This window comes from Streptococcus infantis (genome assembly GCF_000963255.1).
Lineage (GTDB): Bacteria > Bacillota > Bacilli > Lactobacillales > Streptococcaceae > Streptococcus > Streptococcus nidrosiense.
On the sequence record NZ_JYOV01000006.1, the window covers coordinates 1 to 20812 of the forward strand.

The 20812-nt window shown below is 41.9% G+C and carries 13 protein-coding genes; 2 read left to right on the forward strand and 11 right to left on the reverse strand.

The annotated features are described in order from the left end of the window. The 7 genes from TZ96_RS10590 to TZ96_RS02505 all read right to left on the reverse strand — a co-directional run. On the reverse strand, window positions 1–7067 hold a 7067-nt coding region (locus TZ96_RS10590), incomplete at its 3' end, for an accessory Sec-dependent serine-rich glycoprotein adhesin (protein ID WP_142322006.1). Between the two features lie 493 nt (window positions 7068–7560). Next, on the reverse strand, window positions 7561–8133 hold the full coding sequence (locus tag TZ96_RS02480) for a nucleotidyltransferase family protein (RefSeq protein ID WP_045762740.1): 573 nt from the start codon (window positions 8131–8133) through the stop codon (window positions 7561–7563). Next, window positions 8114–9112, reverse strand: coding sequence for a Holliday junction branch migration DNA helicase RuvB (gene ruvB, locus TZ96_RS02485; protein ID WP_075230451.1), 999 nt, complete (start codon window positions 9110–9112; stop codon window positions 8114–8116). The genes TZ96_RS02480 and ruvB overlap by 20 nt, the downstream gene beginning before the upstream one ends. A gap of 166 nt (window positions 9113–9278) precedes the next feature. Further along, on the reverse strand, window positions 9279–9632 hold the full coding sequence (locus tag TZ96_RS02490; protein ID WP_045762741.1) for a type II toxin-antitoxin system RelE/ParE family toxin: 354 nt from the start codon (window positions 9630–9632) through the stop codon (window positions 9279–9281). Next, window positions 9622–9906 carry a type II toxin-antitoxin system RelB/ParD family antitoxin gene (locus TZ96_RS02495; RefSeq protein ID WP_045762742.1) on the reverse strand — a complete coding sequence of 95 codons (285 nt, stop codon included), beginning with the start codon at window positions 9904–9906 and terminating at the stop codon, window positions 9622–9624. Before TZ96_RS02495 ends, TZ96_RS02490 begins: the two co-directional genes overlap by 11 nt. A 655-nt stretch (window positions 9907–10561) precedes the next feature. Continuing rightward, window positions 10562–12973: a flavocytochrome c gene (locus tag TZ96_RS02500; RefSeq protein WP_045762743.1), complete on the reverse strand. Its 2412-nt coding sequence runs from the start codon at window positions 12971–12973 to the stop codon at window positions 10562–10564. A gap of 25 nt (window positions 12974–12998) precedes the next feature. Beyond that, the gene (locus tag TZ96_RS02505) at window positions 12999–13607 is read right to left on the reverse strand and encodes an NADPH-dependent FMN reductase (protein WP_045762744.1); all 609 of its coding nucleotides are present in this window, start codon (window positions 13605–13607) and stop codon (window positions 12999–13001) included. Between the two features lie 222 nt (window positions 13608–13829). Here TZ96_RS02505 and TZ96_RS02510 point away from each other — a divergent pair, with 222 nt between their 5' ends. Next, complete coding sequence (locus tag TZ96_RS02510) at window positions 13830–15029, forward strand: L-lactate MFS transporter (protein WP_045762745.1); 1200 nt, start codon at window positions 13830–13832, stop codon at window positions 15027–15029. A gap of 113 nt (window positions 15030–15142) precedes the next feature. Beyond that, a complete protein-coding gene (locus TZ96_RS02515; protein WP_045762746.1) occupies window positions 15143–16021 on the forward strand; it encodes an AraC family transcriptional regulator in 879 nt (292 codons plus the stop codon). A 293-nt stretch (window positions 16022–16314) separates the two neighbouring features. On the opposite strand, the gene TZ96_RS02520 is transcribed toward TZ96_RS02515, so the two are convergent. The 4 genes from TZ96_RS02520 to leuS form a co-directional block, all read right to left on the reverse strand. Beyond that, window positions 16315–16737 (reverse strand): GNAT family N-acetyltransferase, encoded by a 423-nt coding sequence (locus tag TZ96_RS02520; RefSeq protein WP_045762791.1) that lies wholly within the window; start codon window positions 16735–16737, stop codon window positions 16315–16317. Window positions 16738–16748: 11 nt separating this feature from the next. Continuing rightward, entirely contained in the window at window positions 16749–17441 is a 693-nt protein-coding gene (locus TZ96_RS02525) for a GNAT family N-acetyltransferase (protein ID WP_045762747.1), read from the reverse strand. A 121-nt stretch (window positions 17442–17562) separates the two neighbouring features. After that, on the reverse strand, window positions 17563–17976 hold the full coding sequence (locus TZ96_RS02530) for a YjdF family protein (protein WP_000447946.1): 414 nt from the start codon (window positions 17974–17976) through the stop codon (window positions 17563–17565). 259 nt (window positions 17977–18235) lie between these two features. Beyond that, window positions 18236–20737 (reverse strand): leucine--tRNA ligase, encoded by a 2502-nt coding sequence (gene leuS / locus TZ96_RS02535; RefSeq protein WP_045762748.1) that lies wholly within the window; start codon window positions 20735–20737, stop codon window positions 18236–18238. Window positions 20738–20812 lie beyond the last annotated feature (75 nt).

Genomic DNA, 20812 nt, shown 5'->3' on the forward strand with positions numbered 1-20812 from the left:
GCTGACGTGCTTGCGCTTGTTGAGGCCGACGTACTTGCTGACGTGCTTGCACTTGTTGATGCGGATGTACTTGCTGATGTGCTTGCGCTCGTTGATGCGGACGTACTTGCTGACGTGCTTGCACTTGTTGATGCGGATGTACTTGCTGACGTGCTTGCACTTGTTGATGCGGATGTACTTGCTGATGTACTTGCGCTCGTTGATGCGGATGTACTTGCCGACGTACTTGCACTTGTTGAGGCTGACGTACTTGCTGACGTGCTTGCGCTTGTTGAAGCGGATGTACTTGCTGATGTGCTTGCGCTCGTTGATGCGGACGTGCTAGCCGATGTGCTTGCACTTGTTGAAGCTGACGTACTTGCGCTCGTTGAGGCTGATGTACTTGCCGACGTACTTGCACTTGTTGAGGCTGACGTACTTGCTGAGGTGCTTGCACTTGTTGAAGCCGACGTGCTAGCCGATGTACTTGCACTTGTTGAAGCTGACGTGCTTGCTGATGTACTTGCACTTGTTGACGCTGACGTGCTAGCAGATGTACTTGCGCTGGTTGACGCTGACGTACTTGCCGATGTGCTTGCACTTGTTGATGCCGATGTACTTGCTGATGTACTTGCACTTGTTGAAGCTGACGTGCTTGCTGATGTACTTGCACTTGTTGAAGCGGACGTACTTGCTGACGTGCTTGCACTTGTTGATGCAGATGTGCTTGCTGATGTGCTTGCTGATGTGCTTGCTGATGTACTTGCACTTGTTGATGCGGATGTACTTGCTGACGTGCTTGCACTTGTTGATGCTGATGTACTTGCGCTCGTTGAGGCTGACGTACTTGCGGACGTGCTTGCGCTTGTTGAAGCGGACGTGCTTGCGGACGTGCTTGCGCTCGTTGATGCTGACGTGCTTGCGGACGTGCTTGCACTTGTTGATGCCGACGTACTTGCTGAGGTGCTTGCACTTGTTGATGCTGACGTACTTGCTGATGTGCTTGCACTTGTTGAGGCCGACGTACTTGCTGAAGTGCTTGCACTTGTTGAAGCTGATGTGCTTGCACTTGTTGACGCTGATGTACTTGCTGACGTGCTTGCACTTGTTGAGGCCGACGTACTTGCTGACATGCTTGCGCTCGTTGATGCTGACGTGCTAGCAGATGTGCTTGCACTTGTTGACGCGGACGTGCTTGCGCTTGTTGAAGCCGATGTACTTGCTGATGTGCTTGCGCTCGTTGATGCTGACGTGCTAGCAGATGTACTTGCACTTGTTGATGCTGACGTGCTAGCAGATGTACTTGCACTTGTTGAGGCTGACGTACTTGCTGACGTGCTTGCACTTGTTGATGCTGACGTGCTAGCCGATGTGCTTGCGCTCGTTGATGCTGACGTGCTAGCCGATGTACTTGCTGACGTGCTTGCCGATGTGCTTGCACTTGTTGATGCCGATGTACTTGCCGATGTGCTTGCACTTGTTGATGCCGATGTACTTGCTGATGTGCTTGCGCTCGTTGATGCTGATGTACTTGCTGACGTGCTTGCACTTGTTGAGGCCGACGTACTTGCTGACGTGCTTGCACTTGTTGAAGCTGACGTGCTTGCCGATGTGCTTGCGCTTGTTGAAGCCGACGTACTTGCTGATGTGCTTGCACTTGTTGATGCCGACGTACTTGCTGACGTGCTTGCACTTGTTGACGCTGACGTGCTAGCCGATGTACTTGCGCTGGTTGACGCTGACGTACTTGCCGATGTGCTTGCACTTGTTGAAGCAGATGTACTTGCTGAAGTACTTGCGCTCGTTGATGCCGACGTGCTTGCTGACGTACTTGCACTTGTTGAGGCCGACGTACTTGCTGACGTGCTTGCGCTTGTTGAAGCCGACGTACTTGCTGAGGTGCTTGCACTTGTTGAGGCTGACGTACTTGCTGATGCACTTGCACTTATTGAGTCAGATGTACTTGCACTCGTTGAGGCTGATGCACTCGTTGAAGCCGACTCTGATGCAGATGTACTTGCACTTGTTGAGGCGGACGTACTTGCTGATTCTGACTTGTGATCCGAATCTGACAAATCTGGAGTTACTGTGTTTTTTGTTCCATCTTTGTAGGTAATTGTCACAGTTCCATTGCTATCAATATCGTACGATTTAATACGGAAATCTGACTCAGGGTTGACTGCCTTCACTGCAGCAAGAATCTTATCAAGATCATCTTGTGTCAATGAAGTTAGATTAGAAACTTGGATAGCACTACTTGGTTTAATACCTGGGAATTTTTCATTCAGTTTCCCTTGTGCAACTACTGTCGCTGGATTTCTAATCTCATTATCTGATAAATCTACAGCTCTGACATTACGAGACCATTTGTTACCATCTGCATACTGTACATTTTCTCCATAAGTAGTCGTGTACTCTAGTACTTTCGGATTAGTTGCTGAAGCTTCAGTTGGCGTATCCTTGAATCCAGGTGCATTATCATTTGTTGAATAACCATCTTGGAAGATTTTACTTTGATCATTTCTTCCATCGTAAAGTTTCAGAGTTTTAATCTTACCACTATTATCTTTAGCAGTTAAAACAACTTTAATCTCATCGCCTGCGAAGACTTCGTAACCACTGACTCCTGGACGAACATTATTCTTGATCGTTTGTTTTTCCCATAGGCCAGTCTTATCGTTCTTGACATAAAGTTCAAAGGTAGCTTCTGGACTTTCAGTTTCCTTGGTAATCGTCTTCGTCGTTGTAGCTGAAGTCAAGGTTTCAGTTCCACCACCCGGTAGACTGACTGTCTTCTCTTGCTTAACAGTTACATTGCCTGTTGGAAGAAGACCGTTATTGCCATCATAAGCATCCTGCAAATCCTCCGTCGGATCAAATGTGACGCTTGTTTCATTGTCCTTAGCAGTCTTGGTGAATGTATGACCAGCTAATGTTAATGTTACAAGAGCTCCAGGTGTGACATTCGTAACAGTGATTGCCTTGTTTGGTAAACCACCTGTATTATTTACTTGATCATCAGTGATTTGTGGAGCTTGTGGATTGACTGTGTAAGTGATTGGGACACGCTGTTTGACACGTGTACCTGTACCATCTGCTGGCAACTCAACTTCTACATCCTTAGTAAATCGACCAACAGTTGAAAGGTCTGGAGCCCCATCAACCCATCTGAAATTCGTATTATTTACATTATAGTCAGGGCTACCTGTCACCTTGGTGATAGAATCTCTTGGATTTGCAACCACTTGTTGATAAGCAGCATCACTTGTCTGACCTTGAGTAAAGGTATAAGAACGATTAGACTCAAACTTGTAGACATTATGAATAACATCTACGGTCTTGCTAAGCAATTTCGCACTATCTGTCTCACCCAGACGTCCTTTAGGGAACGTAAAGGTTAGTTTGAAGCGTTGTTGTCCAGCTTCTGTCGTAGTGATAGGAGCATTTGATAAGCGAGTTCCATGTTCATCCGTCCATGTTTGTTGAGAGCCACTTGGGAACCAATCATCCCCCGCTTGATATACATAGTCAAGCCATTTTGAACCATCCCCATTGTGAGGAGTCGTTCCTTGGATGTCATTGATTGGAGCTTTTGGCGCGATAGAGGTCATGGTACTGTATGTAACAGTAACATCATCCGTAGAACCATCTGAGTATGTGACTGTTGCTACAGCTGTTTTATTATTTCCAGAGTTAGTTGTGTCAATTGGCGTCTTCCAAGTAACAGTTGCACCTTGTGGTAATTGTTTGCCACCTTCAAGCTGAACAAAGTTGGCAGCATTTGACAAATCACTAGCTGTTTCACCAACATAAGTATAGACAGTTGGTACCTTCGCTACAGCAGTATATTTATCAGTCTGGTTTTTGATCACAAACTTGACATAACCATTGTCAGCAACACCATTTTTAGCATGATTACTATCAGGAGTGTTTTTGTCATCTGTCGCCATCAAATAGCGTTCAAAAGTTTTACCTGCTGGGATACTTTTATCTAGTGTTCCTGTGATAGTAATGGTTGCATTTGCTTGATCAGTCAAACTGGTGATTGGATTTGAACGATTGAGACCAATATAGCCTGCGTAGTTGTTTCCGTTTGCATTATCCGCAGTTTGTTGCATTTCAAACTTCAATGAAGAAATCTTGCCAGAATCATCGGTCGCACTAAAGGTGATGTTAGTAGGCTCACCACGATAAATATCGATTTCCTTGACATCTGGTCTGCTATAAGGAATTACCAGTTTTGGACGTTCATTGACCGTCACCGACTGTGGAATTGGAGTACTACGTGTACCATCTTTGTAGACAATTGTTGCTGTACCGTTGTTTGTAACTTCAATATCTAGGATACGGTGAGTTGTCTGATTATTCTTAGCATAGATAGCATTCTTGACATCTGTTTTTTCACCTTCTGTCAAATTATTCTTATCTACAACTGGTGTAAAGTCAGGATCGGTCACTTTAAGACGGTCTTTCAGCTGACCTTGAGTGATACGAACATTACCAGTTCCTGTTGTGACATTTCGATTATTTACTTGGTCGGTAGCAACCGCATTTCGTTGCCAAGTATTTCCTGACTTCCACTCCAAATCATCCCTAAGATGGGCCTTTACAACGATATGAGCTGGACTGCTCTCAGTAGCATTGATATCGCCACTATTTAGATGGTCAACCACACCTGTACCATACTCATCTCCTGTATCATTATCACCTTGGAAGAAGTTGGTTGTTAGAGCAGGTCGATTAGCGTCCGCTTTGGAGATAATCTTAAACTCTTTTAGTTTCCCACTATTATCATACGCTGTGAAATCAACTGTAAAGTCATCACCAGCATAGACGATATGCTCATCTCCACGGGAAACATCTGGACTCGGAGTCGCTGGGATGGTTTGACCATCACGCGTCACTGTAACAGAAGTCACAGGACGTACAGTTTCAGCTTCTACGTTTGCTTGAACGACATCCACGGTGTTATCACGGTAGGTAATGGTGATTTCACCTGTTTCAGATACCGTAATGTTACCCGTTACACCATCCTTAGTATAGTCTGAACCAGAAAGGATACTTGAATTTGCTGTTTTGAAGTTTTCAAGAATTTGAGCTCTTTCAGTAGGACTCAAGGCAGATGGATTGTTAACTGTAACAGTTTCACCACTAACAGGATTGTTACGTTCGTTGAAACCTCTGATGTAAACAGTCATTGTCGCTCTTGTCTCATTATTGCTTGAATCCGTCACCCCAAACTCAAGAGTATAACTTCCTGGAGTCATAGGATTCCATCGACCATCAGATAGTTCTCGACCGATTGTACCATCTATAGTAGAAGTCCAAGACTTCGCCCATCCCTTAAATCTATTGTTTCCGTCAAACACCTGAAACAAATTATTTTTCGGGAAATGACCATTCAAACCAGTAATCACTGGAGATGGGTAAGCAATAAATCTCTTCAATTGGAAATCATCGGAGAATTTTAAAGCTACAGGCGTATTCGGTGCCGTTTCAAACTTGTCATCATTAAAGAAAGTAAGATAAGATGGCAATTCAATTTTTGGCGCTCTATCTGATGTTCTTCCTGTTGTAACACTATTAGTCATTACAGAAGTGTAGTTGCCAGGAGGGTTACTTGCTGAAAACTCCTTACTACTTGTCGCAACTTGTGCATTCAAGGTCGCCTGACTTGAGCTATTATTGGCTGTTGCAAAAATCTCAATAGTGGCATCCAAATTTCTATTGTAGCCATGACGATTCTGGAAAATATACTCATTGTTGGACTGGCTTTGCAAGTCCATTCTCACACCATTTAGATAGGCTGCTGTGATTGTCGTATTCGGGTCAACCCTAGCAATCAAACCGGCATAGGTAAGCGCACTCTGGGCATTCATAAAGATTGTCCATTTTACCTCACGACTAGTAGGCGCAAAAGTTCCAGATACTATACTAGCTGTTGTTTGTTCATTCTGAGTTCGAGGCGAGAATCCTCTGAGACCGTCCCCTGTTGGCATCGCTTGCCCATTACGGCTATCACGTTGACCTGAATTTGCACGTAAAACAGCATTGGCGATAGAGTTACGAGCCGAAGTTGCTCTTTGCACGACTGCTGTCAAATCACCAGTTGGATTTGCAAGTGCTTTTTCAATCTCTACTACAGCAGCATTCACCTTAGTGATGGCTGAATCGGTATTTGGTAGACCAGCAACCTTAGCCAGATATTCACCCATCTCGGCAGAAAGAGCAGCTAGTTTCTTACGGTCTTCTGCTTGCTTTTTAGCGCTGACTTCTGCTGTCGTTGTCGCAGCAAGAGTCGCTGTTGTAGTAGCTGTCAGGCTCGCGTTTTGACTTGTGAAGTTTTCCGCTGTTGAAAGGGCACTAGAAAGACTAGGGTTAACCTTAATATCGCTAGCCTTAACCGTGGCTCCGGATGCTCCGTCATTACTGATAGCATCTTCGCTAGGAGCCGTCTGTGAACCTTCTACATGCGAAGACTCAGAGAGGGAACTGCTTGCAACAGTCGAAGAACTAGCCGATGTTGAGGTAGAATCACTCAATGAAGCCGAAGTACTAGCAGAAGTTGAAGATGACACACTAGCACTAGTACTAGCTGAGGTTGAGGCACTTACGGACTCTGATGCACTTGTTGAGGCCGAAATAGAGGCACTTGTAGAAGCAGAGATTGAGACACTCTCACTAACAGAGGTAGATGTTGAAACAGAAGTCTGTTGCTCATCATCTTTATTGACCGTTCCCAAAACGACCTGATCAGAATTGACTAGGTTGTCGGTTCCATCAACCACCTTCTCTACAGCAACCTGTTCATTGGCATGGACTTGCGTGTGAGTGGCAACTCCACCACCAACCACTGCCCCTGCGGCAGCTATCCCCTTGAGGATATCTAATCCAGTTAGGGAGGTAGATACACGATCTTCTACAACTTCAGTTGTAACTTGGGCTGTATCAATACCACCACGAAGAACTTTAAACAAGCCAAATAGTGACGTTGAGGCACGTAACCAATGTTTCCCCGACTTAATCAACTTATATCGGGTAACACGATCAGTTTCTCTATATCGTCCTTCTTGACGTCTAAAAAACATGTTTTTTTCTCCTTGAGATCATTTTTTCTAAAAAACAAACTATCAAAAACGATTAAACCATAAATCAGTTCTCTATTTGAGTTTTCGTCTCTCTTATAAATATATTAACCGATGTTATTTTCTTTAAAATTCAGATAGGATTGTTCTCTAAAACACTTTATTATAGCACATTTTCACCCCTCTTGTCCAAACATTTTAATAAAAAATATATTAATACTAACAACCAGAGTCTTATTCTATACATGTAGAATAAAATATGCTATAGGATTCATATTTTTTAGAAACGCTTAATTAAATACCTCTTTGCAGACATAAATAATATAGTTTAAAAAGTTATTTACATATATAGCGCTGTTACGATCCAACAAAAAAAGCCGCCTGATTGGGCGACTTAATTTTTTATAGGGAGATTATTATGAAAAAGTTTTAGGAGTTAAAGTTAAGTTCTTCTTAACTTATGAAATAAGTATACAGCTCCTATCTTAAAGTTTCCTTAAGTATTTTTAAATGTGAGATTTTTCCATTTTTCTCGCCAGTTTTTCTTAAATAAACGCTTTTGATAGAGCTTCATTCGGTCTTGATTTTCTAAGAAATGGGGAGTTGGAGCAACCTGAAAGTTCAAAATATCCTCCAAACCATAAGGCGCAAAGAGCTCTAAAGTTGCGTCAGCATGCAAGCGAAGTCCTACTGCCGTACAACGTTCAGGATATTTACTCATAGCATCGCAGGAATTTCTATACGGAGGCGTATGGGGACTATGCTGATGCATATAGACTTGATTTTTCAGCTCCCACTGATACTGGGGAAAGTCCTCCCTCAACTTGCTTTCTATAGCCAGCGTATCTTCATAACTCACATCTGGATCAAAGAAAATCACATCCACATCCGTTTCACGGTCAAAGGCTGGCTTATCTGACAAGAGATTCCAGATAAAATTTCGGACCGAACCTGCTGCCAACCAGGAATCATTTAATTCCAAGTCACGGATGATAGTCAGAATAGCCATCATATCAGGATTTTCTCTGAAAGAATCTAAAATTTCAGCCTTATTTTTCAATGTATTCATACCCCAAATGTTCATATGCCTTAGCTGTCGCGACTCGTCCTGAACGAGTTCGCATGATAAAACCTTTCTGGATCAGGTAAGGTTCGTACATATCCTCAACCGTCTCACGTTCTTCCGCGATATTAACAGAAAGTGTTCCTAGACCGACAGGACCGCCACCGTACATCTCAATCATGGTGCGGAGAATTTTCTGGTCCACATAGTCCAAACCTTCATGGTCTACATCCAGCATAGTCAAAGCCTTATCCGTAATCACATCATCAATCAAGCCATCGCCCATAATCTGCGCAAAGTCACGCACGCGCTTGAGGAGACGATTGGCGATACGAGGAGTCCCACGACTACGGAGGGCCAACTCAGCAGCAGCTTCATGTGTAATTTCCATCTCAAAGATATCTGCCGTCCGCTCGATAATCTCTGTCAAGTCATCATGGGCATAATACTCCATGTGGCCAGTAATCCCGAAACGTGCACGAAGAGGATTTGACAGCATTCCTGCTCGTGTCGTCGCACCAATCAAGGTAAAAGGTGGTAATTCTAGATGGACACTGCGACTACCTTCCCCCGCACCAATCATGATGTCGATGTAGAAGTCTTCCATAGCACTGTAAAGCACCTCTTCCACCGACATAGGCAAGCGATGAATCTCATCAATGAAAAGAACATCTCCTGGCTCCAAGTCATTCAAAATCGCTACCAGATCACCGGCTTTTTCGATAACGGGACCAGACGTTTGTTTGAGATTGACTCCCAGTTCATTGGCAATGACAAAAGCCATGGTTGTTTTCCCGAGACCTGGAGGGCCAAACAAAAGAACATGGTCTAGCGCCTCGTCACGCATTTTTGCTGCTTCAATAAAGATTTGAAGCTGGTCTTTAACCTTGTCTTGACCAATATATTCACGTAAATATTGGGGACGAAGGGTACGTTCTACCAACTCCTCATCGCCCATGATTTCATTATCTAAAATTCTACTCATGCTCCTATTATAGCAAAAATCCAGCCTACAAACAAAAAAGCCACCTGATTAGGTGGCTTCATTAGGGAGATTATTATGAAAAAGAAAAGTTTAGGATTTCTATTAAATAAAGTTAGGAGGTCTTTATTTAATGATTACATAATACACAAGCAAACTTAAAGTTAGCTTAAGATTTTGAACTTTTTTTATTGTCTTTTTGTAGTAAGGTAACATAGTCACTCTTGGTATGAAATAAATGGGAGAGAAAAACAGTCTTTTGTGTCTGATCAACAAAGTAAAGCAAAACGTATTGATCTATAATTTTTCCTCGTGTAGGATACTTACTATTAATCTTTACACCGATTTTCACATCAGCATCAAAACCAGTCTCAGGAAAGACTTCTAAACTTTTTAAACCATCTAAAATTTTTGTCACAGTATTTTTAGCAGATTGAGGGGATAAAAGTACCGTAGCTATATAGTCGTGTATATTGTCGATAGCTTGTTCAACTTCTTTTGAAAGGATCACTTTATAAGCCATAGCGTGCCCTCACATTGTCTAGAGAAGCTCCTTCGCCTGCCTCATATTCTCTCAAGGCACGTTCAGATTGAGCTTGTAATTCAGCAATCAACTGCTCTCTATGCAAATCTTCGGCCGTCTTAATAGGCAAATCTTGCTCTAAGACTATTTGCTCTACAAATAAAGAAATAGCATCTGTCATTGTCATGCCCTTTTCCTTGATAATATTTCTAGCTTGCTCCATAGTAGCTTCATTTAGTTTGAAATTGTATTGTTTCGATACGCTTATAGCCATGATATATCTCCAATCTATACGATATAGATTGATTATATACTAGATATAGATTTTAATCAAGAAAAGTATTTTTCTCATAGCCTTACCTCCTCACTAGATAGTATATTTTTACGCGAGATTTCCTCGACAATCTTCTTTTTGAAAAATTCAATTCTTTCAAACAGAGTCATATTTCGATACCTTTTGATAAAACCACGATAAATCAGATACTTTTTATCAGGATCTCAAGTAGGTCATTAAAAAATTTAATAACACCAATATTAAAGGCATCAATATGTTCAATACTAGGAAGAATATAAGACGATCTTTGTATTATATGGATATCCACGTTTTCCTTGACACGAACTTTTAATTTTGTTCAAAACAACGAATACAAATGAAATATCGCTGAAAGTCACATAACAAAAAAGCCACCAAATTGGGTGACTTTATTAGGAGATTATGATGAAAAAAGTTTTAGGATTTCTATTAAATAAAGGTTACTCAATGAAAATCGAAATCAGACTAGGCAGAGTGACGCAAGCATAACTAAAGTTAGGTAAGTCGACTCTAACGAAGTATGGGGAGATTTTCGAAGAGTATTAGGAGGTCTTTATTTAATGATTACATAATACACAAGCAAACTTAAAGTTAGCTTAAGAATTTAAATCCATTATTAACAATTTTCTTGAACAGCTGTTTGACCTGCAATACGTCCAAACGTAAAGATATCCGTAAGTGAATTCCCTCCTAGACGGTTACCTGCATGAAGTCCACCTGCGACTTCTCCAGCAGCATACAAACCAGGAATAATCTGACCTTGTTCATTCAAAACGTGCGTTGAAGTATCAATCTTGAGTCCACCCATTGTATGGTGAACAGCAGGTTTTCTTGGTGTTGCGTAGAATGGTGCGACCTCACACTTGAGATCGAAACTACCCTTATTAAATTCAGGGTCAAATCCTGCATCCACATAAGAATTGTACTTCTTGATTGTATCTGCTAACACCTGTGGATCCATACCAATCTGAACAGCCAACTCTTCTATCGTATCTGCACGATAGAGAGTGCCTGCTTTGACTTGGGCATCAATTTTTTCTTGGCTAGTATTGTAGGCTGTTGCCTTGATGCGGTCATCTGCAATCAAGTAGAACAAGCCTCCATTATCAATCGCTGCTTGAGATAACTTGTCTCGGCTACCGTACTCATCCACAAATCGCTTACCTTCAGTATTTACCATGATGAAGTTAGCTGGAGGAACTTGAAGTCCTGAGAAGAGGGCTCCTGTCACTGGATCGGATACTGGCATCATTTGACTAAAGCCCATACCCACTAGATCTGCACCTACACTTTGACCTAAGAGGATTCCATCTCCTGTTACAGCTGGTGTATTAGAGGTAGCAATATCATCTGCGATTTCAGTCCAGTAGGTATTGTATTTTTGTAGCATCTTGGTATTGGCACCAAATCCTCCAGAAGCTAGAACAACGGCATCTGCATGAACGATAATGGTTTGACCATTTCGACCTTCTGCTCTGACACCCTTGACAGCCCCTTCTTCTACAAGCAATTCTTTGACCGGCGAGTCCGTCAAGATCTTGCCTCCATTTTCTAGAACATATTTTTGTAGAACCGAGATAAAGGCATAACCCAGTGGTTGAACTGGCTTATGGCCACGACGCCAAAGGGCTCCAACTGGCATTGTTACTTCACTACGAACAAATTCAACACCGATGTCTTCCAACCAGCGAACAGACTCTAGGGCACGTTCAGTCAATACAGAAACCAAATCATATTGGCCATGAATTTCATGTCCTTGTAAATCTTTTCGTTTTCCACCGATATAAGTTTGGATACGGTAAAGTAAGGTAGAATCAAACAAATAGCTTGGATCCTGCAAATACTTCTCAACCTCAACCTTCAAGGCTCTAAAGTCCTCTAAATATTCTGGGTCAATCGTTGATTCATCTGTCGCAATCAATTCTTGAAGCGTATGTGCCTCACCTGGATGAGCTGCGAAGGTCCCTTGCCATGCTGGATCTGGTGCATTCATTGGACCACCTGCACGAACGGTATTTCCTCCAATTGCTGGGAATTTCTCAACAACAATCGGCTTCTTACCAGCTTGCAAGACTGCAGCTGCCGCAGCTAAACCAGCACCTCCACCTCCGACGATGACAACATCTGCCTGATAAGTTTTATCCTCTTTATCCAAAGCAGATGGAGCTTTTGAACGTTTACGTAAAACATCTGGATTTGCACCCGCTTGTTTAACCGCACGCGCAACTCCGTCCAAGACACCATTTGAAGTCACAGAAGCTCCTGACACCGCATCAACATTTAAGGTTTGCCCCTCAATGATTTCCGCTGGAATACGGGTGAAGACGACATCTGCAATCCCTGAAGATTCTCCAGAAGAATCGATTTCAATTTTTTCAATACGATCTTCAGAAACGGTGACGTCCATCGGTAATTTACCATTATGACCTTCAGTTGTAACATGGTATGTTCCTGGTTCAAATCGAATTTCTTCAGGAAGGTTTAGTTGGTTTGCAACAGAGACAAAGCGAAGGAAACGATAGAAACAGCTATCTAAGAAATCAACAGTTCGCTCATCTATCAGATCTCCATTTGCATCAAATGCTCGATGAGCTCGACCAAGTAAAAATTCACTTCCTGGCATAACTGTTGCATTTACTCCAGGTGCATCAAGGATCTGACGAAGGTGAAGTTGGGCACGTGAAGAGCCTTGAACATCATAGGAAGCTCCGACAATCATGGTTGGCTTCCCATCTAGTGGATGAATGTTAAAAGACAACCATTCAAGCAAACTATTTAAACTTGATGGGATTGTATGATTGTGTTCAGGTGTAGAGATGATGACACCATCAGCTTCCGAAATTGCTTTGTTAAACTTCTGAATAACAGGTGTATCTGTTTGATCATCGGTTTCATTGAACATTGGTACATCGGTAATTTCTAAAATTTCAATGTCAGCTTTTGACGCAAAATGTCTTTTCATAAATTGCAACAAACTACGGTTATAGGATTGTTTGGCATTGGTACCAACAATAGCTACTAATTTCATGGATTGTTCTCCTTTCTTGAAATACTTATGCTTTCAACCATTCTTCCCAGATGAAAGATTTCTTACGATTTGTATCTTCTGGTTTGACCAAAGCCTTTGTTAGTTCAACAAAATTTTGGAATTCTGCAAAATGTTCTTCCAACTCTGCGACTTTTTCAGCATTGTTCAAATTATAGTCGTCGTCCAATACCTGTTCAGAATGTCCTAGGAAAAATTCTGTTCCTGGCATCACTCTTGCTTTCAGTTCAGGCGCATCAAGTATCTGACGCAAGTGCGCTTGGGCTCTAGATGTTCCAAGCAATCCAAGAGAAGCTCCTACAATCATCGTTGGTTTGTTAATCAAAGCACGACTGGTATAGGCAATCCATTCCAAGGCTGAAGCCAAGGGTGCTGGTATCGTATGATCATACTCAGGCGTTGATATAATCACACCATCTGCCTCAAGGATTTTTTCTGAAAAAGCTTGAACTTCGGCTGGTGCTAGCTTGTCCTCAGGTTCGTTAAATGCTGGCAATTGTTTGATCTCCAATACCTCAATATCGGCTTTATCTGAAAAATGCTTCTGCATAAATTTCAAGAGTTTCCGATTGGTTGAGCGGTCAGAATTTGTTCCAACGATAGCAACTAATTTCATCTTGCTACCCCCTTTATTTGTTTGATTTAATATCATTATACAACTTTAGGCCATCATGTAAATCGATAATCCTAAAACATTGTGTTATTCTATCAGTTTATCTTAGTTTAGTATAAGTTAGTGAAAAAATTAACAATATTTTCCAAGAAAGTATTGACCCTCATTTTTAACTATGTTATAGTCTTTGTGAAAATATGTATTAAGTTAAAGGAGGGTCTTTTTATGAAAGAGACATTCAATCGTTGGCAAGTTTTAGCTGCATCAACTGCTATTCTTCTCTGTACAGGTGCTGTCTATTCTTTTTCCGTTTTCGCTGGACCTCTAAGTTCTTCAACAGGTTGGTCTATGTCCGAAATCATGCTTGCATTTGCCATCAACTCAGCTATCGGACCTATTCCTATGATTCTTGGAGGGTATCTGGTAGATAAGGGATATGTAAAATGGACAATCGCCCTTGGTGCCCTTCTATTTGCTAGTGGCTTTTTCCTAACTGGTTATGCAAGCTCACCAGCCATGCTCTATTTGACCTATGGTTTGATGGCAGGTCTTGGTCAAGGATTTGCTTATTCAGGAGCCCTCTCAAACTCTCTTCGTCTCTTCCCTGATAAACGTGGTTTAGCTTCTGGGATTCTAACAGGAGGTATGGGATTTGCTGCAGTTATCGCGTCACCAGTTGCAAGTAGTCTCATTCAAAAACAAGATGCCTTCTTTGCTTTTCGAACAATTGGACTTGTCTATATTGTTGTTATTATCTGTGCCATTTTCTTCATCAAGGCGGCACCAAGTGGCTACCAACCAGCAGGTTGGAAAGCTCCTGTACAAACTAAACAAGGACCTGCCAATAAAAACTGGAAAGAAATGCTACAAAGTCCTTTATTCTACATCATTATCAGCATGTTCTTTGTCGGTGCTTTTTCTGGCTTGATGATCGCCTCTCAAGCATCCCCAATTGGTCAATCAATGTTTGGACTATCTGCTGGTACAGCAGCTCTCTATGTCTCTCTTTATTCAATCGCAAACTCTAGTGGCCGCTTTATCTGGGGTTCACTCTCTGATAAAATTGGTCGTTCTCAGACCTTGTTGATTATCTATTCTGTTATCGTATTGGCTCTCTTCTCCTTAACAATCGTCCCTGGTCAATTTGGCTTTACTCTAGGAATCATCGGCCTTGGCATCTGCTTCGGTGGTGTTATGGGCGTCTTCCCATCTATTGTCATGGAGAACTACGGACCTGCTAATCAGGGAGTTAACTACGGTATCGTCTTCACAGGTTATTCTTTAGCTGCATTTTTTGCACCTAAAGTTGCGGTTCAAATGGCAGCAGCTAACAATGGAAATTACAGTGCCGCATTCTACGTTGCTATCGCTCTCGCAGTTGTGGGGCTTCTCCTTAACTTCCTTTATATGAAGAAAAAAGGTTAGAGAAAGAAGTTCTCATCAAATACTCATTGCTAATTTAAGGCAGGGTCGGGATTCTTTGTCCCACCCTTTTTTGGTATAATAAAACTAGAAATAGCTTATTGGGAGGTTTTATCATGGCTCAGCAGTCAAGACTTTTACGAGATAACCCATCTGATTTTCCCTATGATTTTGAAAAACAAATCTTATCTAAGCAATCTTCTAATCCCATTTATCATTGGCATCCTGAACTCGAGATTGTCTATGTCAAAAAAGGAACTGCTACCTTCTATATCAACTCTGAGCGCTTTGAAAGTCATGAAGGCGATATTTTTCTAATTCAGCCAACTTCTCCTCACGCTATCTACCCTATTGAAAATCAAGAACAAGTTTCTACAGTTTTTCGTATCCATCTAGATTTCCTAGGTAGAAGTCAAATTGACAGCTTTAGCCAACGCTATATTCAACCAATATACTCTGGGCATTTTTATCTCACTCCTCGGATTTCGCCAGATGATCATGCTTATGAACCGATTCGTGATTGTCTTTTATCTCTTTTTTCTATCCTTGAAGAGCAGAGTATTTATTATGATCTCCTTTTAAAAGCGAAACTCTATGAATTTCTCTATCTTCTCTTTAAGTATAGGTATGTCAATCGACACTATACAGATGATACCTATCAAAAATACCAGAAATTAAAAGAGATGATAGGTTATCTTGAGCAACACTATGCAGAACCCATTCAAATTGACCAGCTTGCTGCTACATTTGGATACAGCAAAAATCACTTTATGAATATTTTCAAACAACACACCGGGACAAGTTGTATGGAGTATCTCATACGATTGCGCTTGGAAAAAGCTTGCGAAAAGCTCGTACAGACCAATCAAAGCGTTCAAGAAATAGCAAGCCAGGTCGGTTTTACTAACCTCTCAAATTTTAATCGACAATTCAAACAACACTTCCAGTTAACTCCCAGACAGTATCGAAATCAACAACTCAAAAAAGAATCTTAGCCATTTCTCTCCTTAGTGACTCACTAGGGAGACTTTTCTTTATCAAACAAAAAAGCCACCGAATTTGGTGACTTTATTAGGAGATTATGATGAAAAAAGTTTAGGATTTCTATTAAATAAAGGTTACTCAATGAAAATCGAAATCAGACTAGGCAGAGCGACGCAAGCATAACTAAAGTTAGGTAAGTCGACTCTAACGAAGTATGGGCAGATTTTCGAAGAGTATTGGGAGGTCTTTATTTAATGGTTACATGATACAGAAGAAGACTTAAAGTTAGCTTAAGAGAAAAAAATTATTGTAATTTTTTTCGATTCACCCAAATCATGCCCGTACACTGGAAGCTAGACAAGGTTTCAAAACCTAAGGAACGATAAAATCCAAGAGTCTTTTCAGCCTCTTCTGTCGCTAGTTGGATTTGGTAGGTATCCTTATAATCGGATAAAGCCTGCTTCATCAAGGTGCTGCCAATCCCTTGGCGTTGATAGCTAGGCAAAACAATCAAATCCTGGACAAAAACCGAAGAAAAACCGTCTCCAATCAAGCGAACTAGACCAACGATTTCCTCACCATCACTGGCAAGATAAGTCGCTAGCGAATGAGACAAAGCCTGGGCCAACATTTGGGGCTGATTTGTATAATTTGTCCAACCAACTGCCTGGTAGAGATGCAAAACGTCATCAAGTGAAACAGATGTTTCTTTTGTAATCTTAATCATAGCAAACCTTTCTAACATTCTCTAAGGGATTTCAACTGTTGCCCATTTTCATCAAAATTATCCGAACGCAACCACGATTCAAAACGAACTTTAACCCTTGGCCAGTCCTTATCAATCATAGACATCCAGTCCGTGTCTCTGGTACGCCCTTTATAAATAACAGCTTGACGGAAAGTGCCTTCGTAGATAAAACCCAAACGTTCTGCCGCTTTTCTAGAAGGTAGATTTAGTGCATCACATTTCCACTCATAACGGCGATAGTTAAGCTCTTCAAAGACATAACGAGCAAGCAAATAGTGGGCTTCTGTTCCCATCCTTGTCTGTTTGAGAGCCGGAGAAAAGGTCACCGCGCCAACTTCAACCACGCGATTAGCTTGGTCAATACGCATGAGAGAAAAAGTCCCCAGCGCCTTTCCAGTCGCTTTATCAATAATCGCATAATAGAAGCGATCCTTGCGCTCAATCATCTGCTTTAAAGCAACAATTAATTCTTCAAGATTTTCTACTGGTGGTTGAAAGAGATAGGTCCACATCTCTCGAGGTGATTCTGGGCCATAAACAGCCAGCAAATCCTCCGCATGCTTTTCCACTGACAGAGCTTCGATAATCGTATACTGTCCTTCTATCCGTACAAGCGACGGTAAAACTCCAGGTGTATCGTCTACAGGTTCACCAATCATCTGACCATATTCATTTACTGGCATAGTTTTCTCCTTATCTCACTCTTATAAGTTTAAAGATGTGAATAGTATATCACATCTCACACATAATATTCAAAAAATCCTCCAGTTTATGGAGGATTGATCAAATATGGAAACAAGTGAGTTAATGCCCCCTGTGCTTCTCTCTACGTTTTTGCTGTTTGCGTTCGAATTTCTCTTGTTTGAGCAATTGCTTTTGGACACTAGATTGATGTTTTGAAATCTTTTTCCTTTCCTCATACTGCAACTGCAATAGTTCTTTCGACTTGGAAGAAACTTTTTGATTTACTTGTTTCCTCACCATTCGTTGTAATCGTTTAGGATTCTTAATTTTTACATGTTGCTTAACTGTAGTTTCTGGACTAAAAGATAATTGAGTAAACTGAGTCTGTAAAATCTCTAGAATTTCATCATCTTTTGGCTCCTGACCAAATGTCACACGACAAACTTGATAAGTTTCTCGATACACTTGTTCAAACAAACCATGCCAAAATCCATCTTCAAAATAAACTGTCAATCCAATTGAAATTGTTTCCATGACAGCACCTCCTTAAATCTATCCCTAAGAATGGACAACCAAGGAGGAAGGTTACTGATAGGCTTGCCTACGTCTGGACTACCAACCAGAACTGTGTTTTTATCTTAGTTAAGATAATTATAGCATAATCCAATTTAAAAATCCTCCAAAGCTTAGCTCTGAAGGATTCATTTTTTATTTCACAACAATATTTACAAGTTTGGTTGGCTTCAATGGTCCAGTGGACTATTGAAGGTGGCAGATAGGGCTAATAAACTCGTTATTTAACGACAATATTCACGAGTTTATTAGGTACCGCAATCACCTTCACAATTTCTTTGCCATCGATCTCTGCCTTAACTTTTTCGTTAGCCAGAGCCACTTCTTGCAATTCTTCGCGTGAAAGGTCTTTAGCGACCATCAATTTAGCACGGACTTTTCCTTTGATTTGGACGACGATTTCGACTTCGTCTTCAACCATTTTGCTTTCATCCCATGTTGGCCAAGCTACGTAAGAGATAGACTCACCTGTTGCTACGACTGTTTGCCAGAGTTCTTCTGCCAAGTGAGGTGCAAATGGTGCGATCAATTGGATAAAGCCTTTGGCGTAATCCACATAGAGTTTATCTTCCTTGTTCGCCGCATTGACAAAGACCATGAGTTGAGCAATAGCTGTGTTGAACTTCATAGACTCGATTTGCTCAGTGACAGATTTAACGGTTTCATTGTAAACCTTGTCAAGAGCACCATTATTTTCCGCAACAATTTCTTTACTTGTAATCAAACGGTACACACGGTCAAGGAATTTACGGCTTCCTTCCAGGCCTTCTTCTGACCAAGCAATGGAAGCATCAAGTGGTCCCATAAACATTTCATAGACACGAAGGGTGTCGGCACCGTATTGTTCCACCACATCATCAGGGTTGACTACGTTCTTGAGGGATTTAGACATCTTGGCTGGTGCTTGCTCCAATTCTTCTCCTGTTTCCACATGGAAGAAGGAACCATCACGTTTTTCAACCTTGTCAGTCGCTACAAGAGCACCACGGTGGTCACGGTAACTTGTGCCCAAAATCATTCCTTGGTTAAAGAGTTTTTGGAATGGTTCTTTAGTAGGTACAACACCGATATCATAGAGGAATTTATGCCAGAAACGAGCGTAAAGCAAGTGAAGTACAGCATGCTCTGCACCACCCACGTAGATATCTACTGGCAACCATTGTTTGAGAAGGTCCTCATCAGCCAATTTCTCAGTATTGTGTGGGTCAATATAGCGGAGGTAGTACCAGCTTGAACCAGCCCATTGTGGCATGGTGTTTGTTTCACGACGACCCTTGACACCATCTTCACGAGTCACTTCAAGCCAGTCTGCCAAGTTGGCCAGTGGGCTTTCACCAGTACCTGAAGGGCGGATGTCCTTGGTTACTGGCAAGACAAGTGGCAATTCACTTTCTGGAACAGCTGTCGAAGTTCCATCTTCCCAATGAATGATTGGGATTGGTTCACCCCAGTAACGTTGACGGCTAAAGAGCCAGTCGCGGAGGCGGTAGGTAACCTTCTCTTGTCCACAACCTTTCTCTTCCAACCAAGCCACAATCTTGGCAATAGCGTCTTCTTTATTCAATCCATCTAGGAAGTCAGAATTAACATGAAGGCCATCTTCTGTGTAGGCAGCATCTTCAACGTTTCCACCTTCCAGCACTTCTACGATTGGAAGGTCAAATTGTTTGGCAAATTCCCAGTCACGTTGGTCGTGGGCAGGTACAGCCATAACAGCACCTGTTCCGTAGCTAGCAAGAACATAGTCCGCAATCCAGATTGGAATTTCCTTGCCATTGACAGGGTTGATAGCATAAGCACCAGTCCAAACCCCTGTTTTTTCCTTGGCAAGGTCTGTACGAGCTAGGTCAGATTTTAAGCTAGCTTGGTGTTTGTAGTCAGCCACAGCTTGAGCCTGCTCTGGGCTTGTAATAGCGTCAACCAAGTCATGCTCAGGAGCCAAAACAGTGAAAGTCGCTCCGAAAAGGGTATCTGGACGAGTGGTAAAGACGGTGAATTCCTTATCTGTTCCTTTTACTTTGAAAGTGACATTGGCACCAGTTGATTTCCCAATCCAGTTGCGTTGCATATCCTTGATAGACTCTGGCCAGTCAAGCTCATCCAAATCATTGAGCAAGCGCTCCGCATAGGCAGTGATTTTAAGCATCCATTGGCGCATTGGTTTACGGACAACTGGATAGCCTCCACGCTCAGATGTTCCATCTGGAAGAACTTCTTCGTTGGCGATAGCTGTTCCCAATTCTTCAACCCAGTTTACTGGCACTTCAGCTTCATAAGCCAAGCCTTTTTTGTAAAGCTTAGTGAAGATCCATTGCGTCCACTTGTAGTAGTTCGGATCTGTAGTATTGACTTCACGGTCCCAGTCGTAAGAGAATCCAAGCGCATTGATTTGGCGTTTGAAGTTGGCAATGTTTTCTGCTGTGAATTCCGCTGGGTCATTACCTGTATCCATAGCGTATTGCTCTGCAGGCAAACCAAAGGCATCCCAGCCCATTGGGTGAAGGACATTGTAGCCTTGCGCACGTTTGAAACGGCTGAGGATATCAGTCGCTGTGTAGCCTTCTGGGTGTCCTACGTGCAGACCCGCTCCAGATGGGTAAGGGAACATATCAAGCGCATAAAACTTAGGTTTTGAAGCGTCTGTTCCTGTCTTAAAAGTGTGATTGTCAGCCCAGTATTTTTGCCACTTAGGCTCGATTTCTTTATGATTGTAAAAACTCATAGCGTCTCTCCAATTTTCGTGATGCTCCTATTATACCATTTTTAGGGGGATTTAGTCTCTTTCTTTTCAACTCTT

Coding starts and splice junctions, on each gene's coding strand:
- TZ96_RS02480 (WP_045762740.1), bottom strand. CDS start 8,133: ATGAATACATTGAAAAATAAGGCTGAAATTTTAGATTCTTTCAGAGAA.
- ruvB (WP_075230451.1), bottom strand. CDS start 9,112: ATGAGTAGAATTTTAGATAATGAAATCATGGGCGATGAGGAGTTGGTA.
- TZ96_RS02490 (WP_045762741.1), bottom strand. CDS start 9,632: ATGGCTTATAAAGTGATCCTTTCAAAAGAAGTTGAACAAGCTATCGAC.
- TZ96_RS02495 (WP_045762742.1), bottom strand. CDS start 9,906: ATGGCTATAAGCGTATCGAAACAATACAATTTCAAACTAAATGAAGCT.
- TZ96_RS02500 (WP_045762743.1), bottom strand. CDS start 12,973: ATGAAATTAGTAGCTATTGTTGGTACCAATGCCAAACAATCCTATAAC.
- TZ96_RS02505 (WP_045762744.1), bottom strand. CDS start 13,607: ATGAAATTAGTTGCTATCGTTGGAACAAATTCTGACCGCTCAACCAAT.
- TZ96_RS02510 (WP_045762745.1), top strand. CDS start 13,830: ATGAAAGAGACATTCAATCGTTGGCAAGTTTTAGCTGCATCAACTGCT.
- TZ96_RS02515 (WP_045762746.1), top strand. CDS start 15,143: ATGGCTCAGCAGTCAAGACTTTTACGAGATAACCCATCTGATTTTCCC.
- TZ96_RS02520 (WP_045762791.1), bottom strand. CDS start 16,737: ATGATTAAGATTACAAAAGAAACATCTGTTTCACTTGATGACGTTTTG.
- TZ96_RS02525 (WP_045762747.1), bottom strand. CDS start 17,441: ATGCCAGTAAATGAATATGGTCAGATGATTGGTGAACCTGTAGACGAT.
- TZ96_RS02530 (WP_000447946.1), bottom strand. CDS start 17,976: ATGGAAACAATTTCAATTGGATTGACAGTTTATTTTGAAGATGGATTT.
- leuS (WP_045762748.1), bottom strand. CDS start 20,737: ATGAGTTTTTACAATCATAAAGAAATCGAGCCTAAGTGGCAAAAATAC.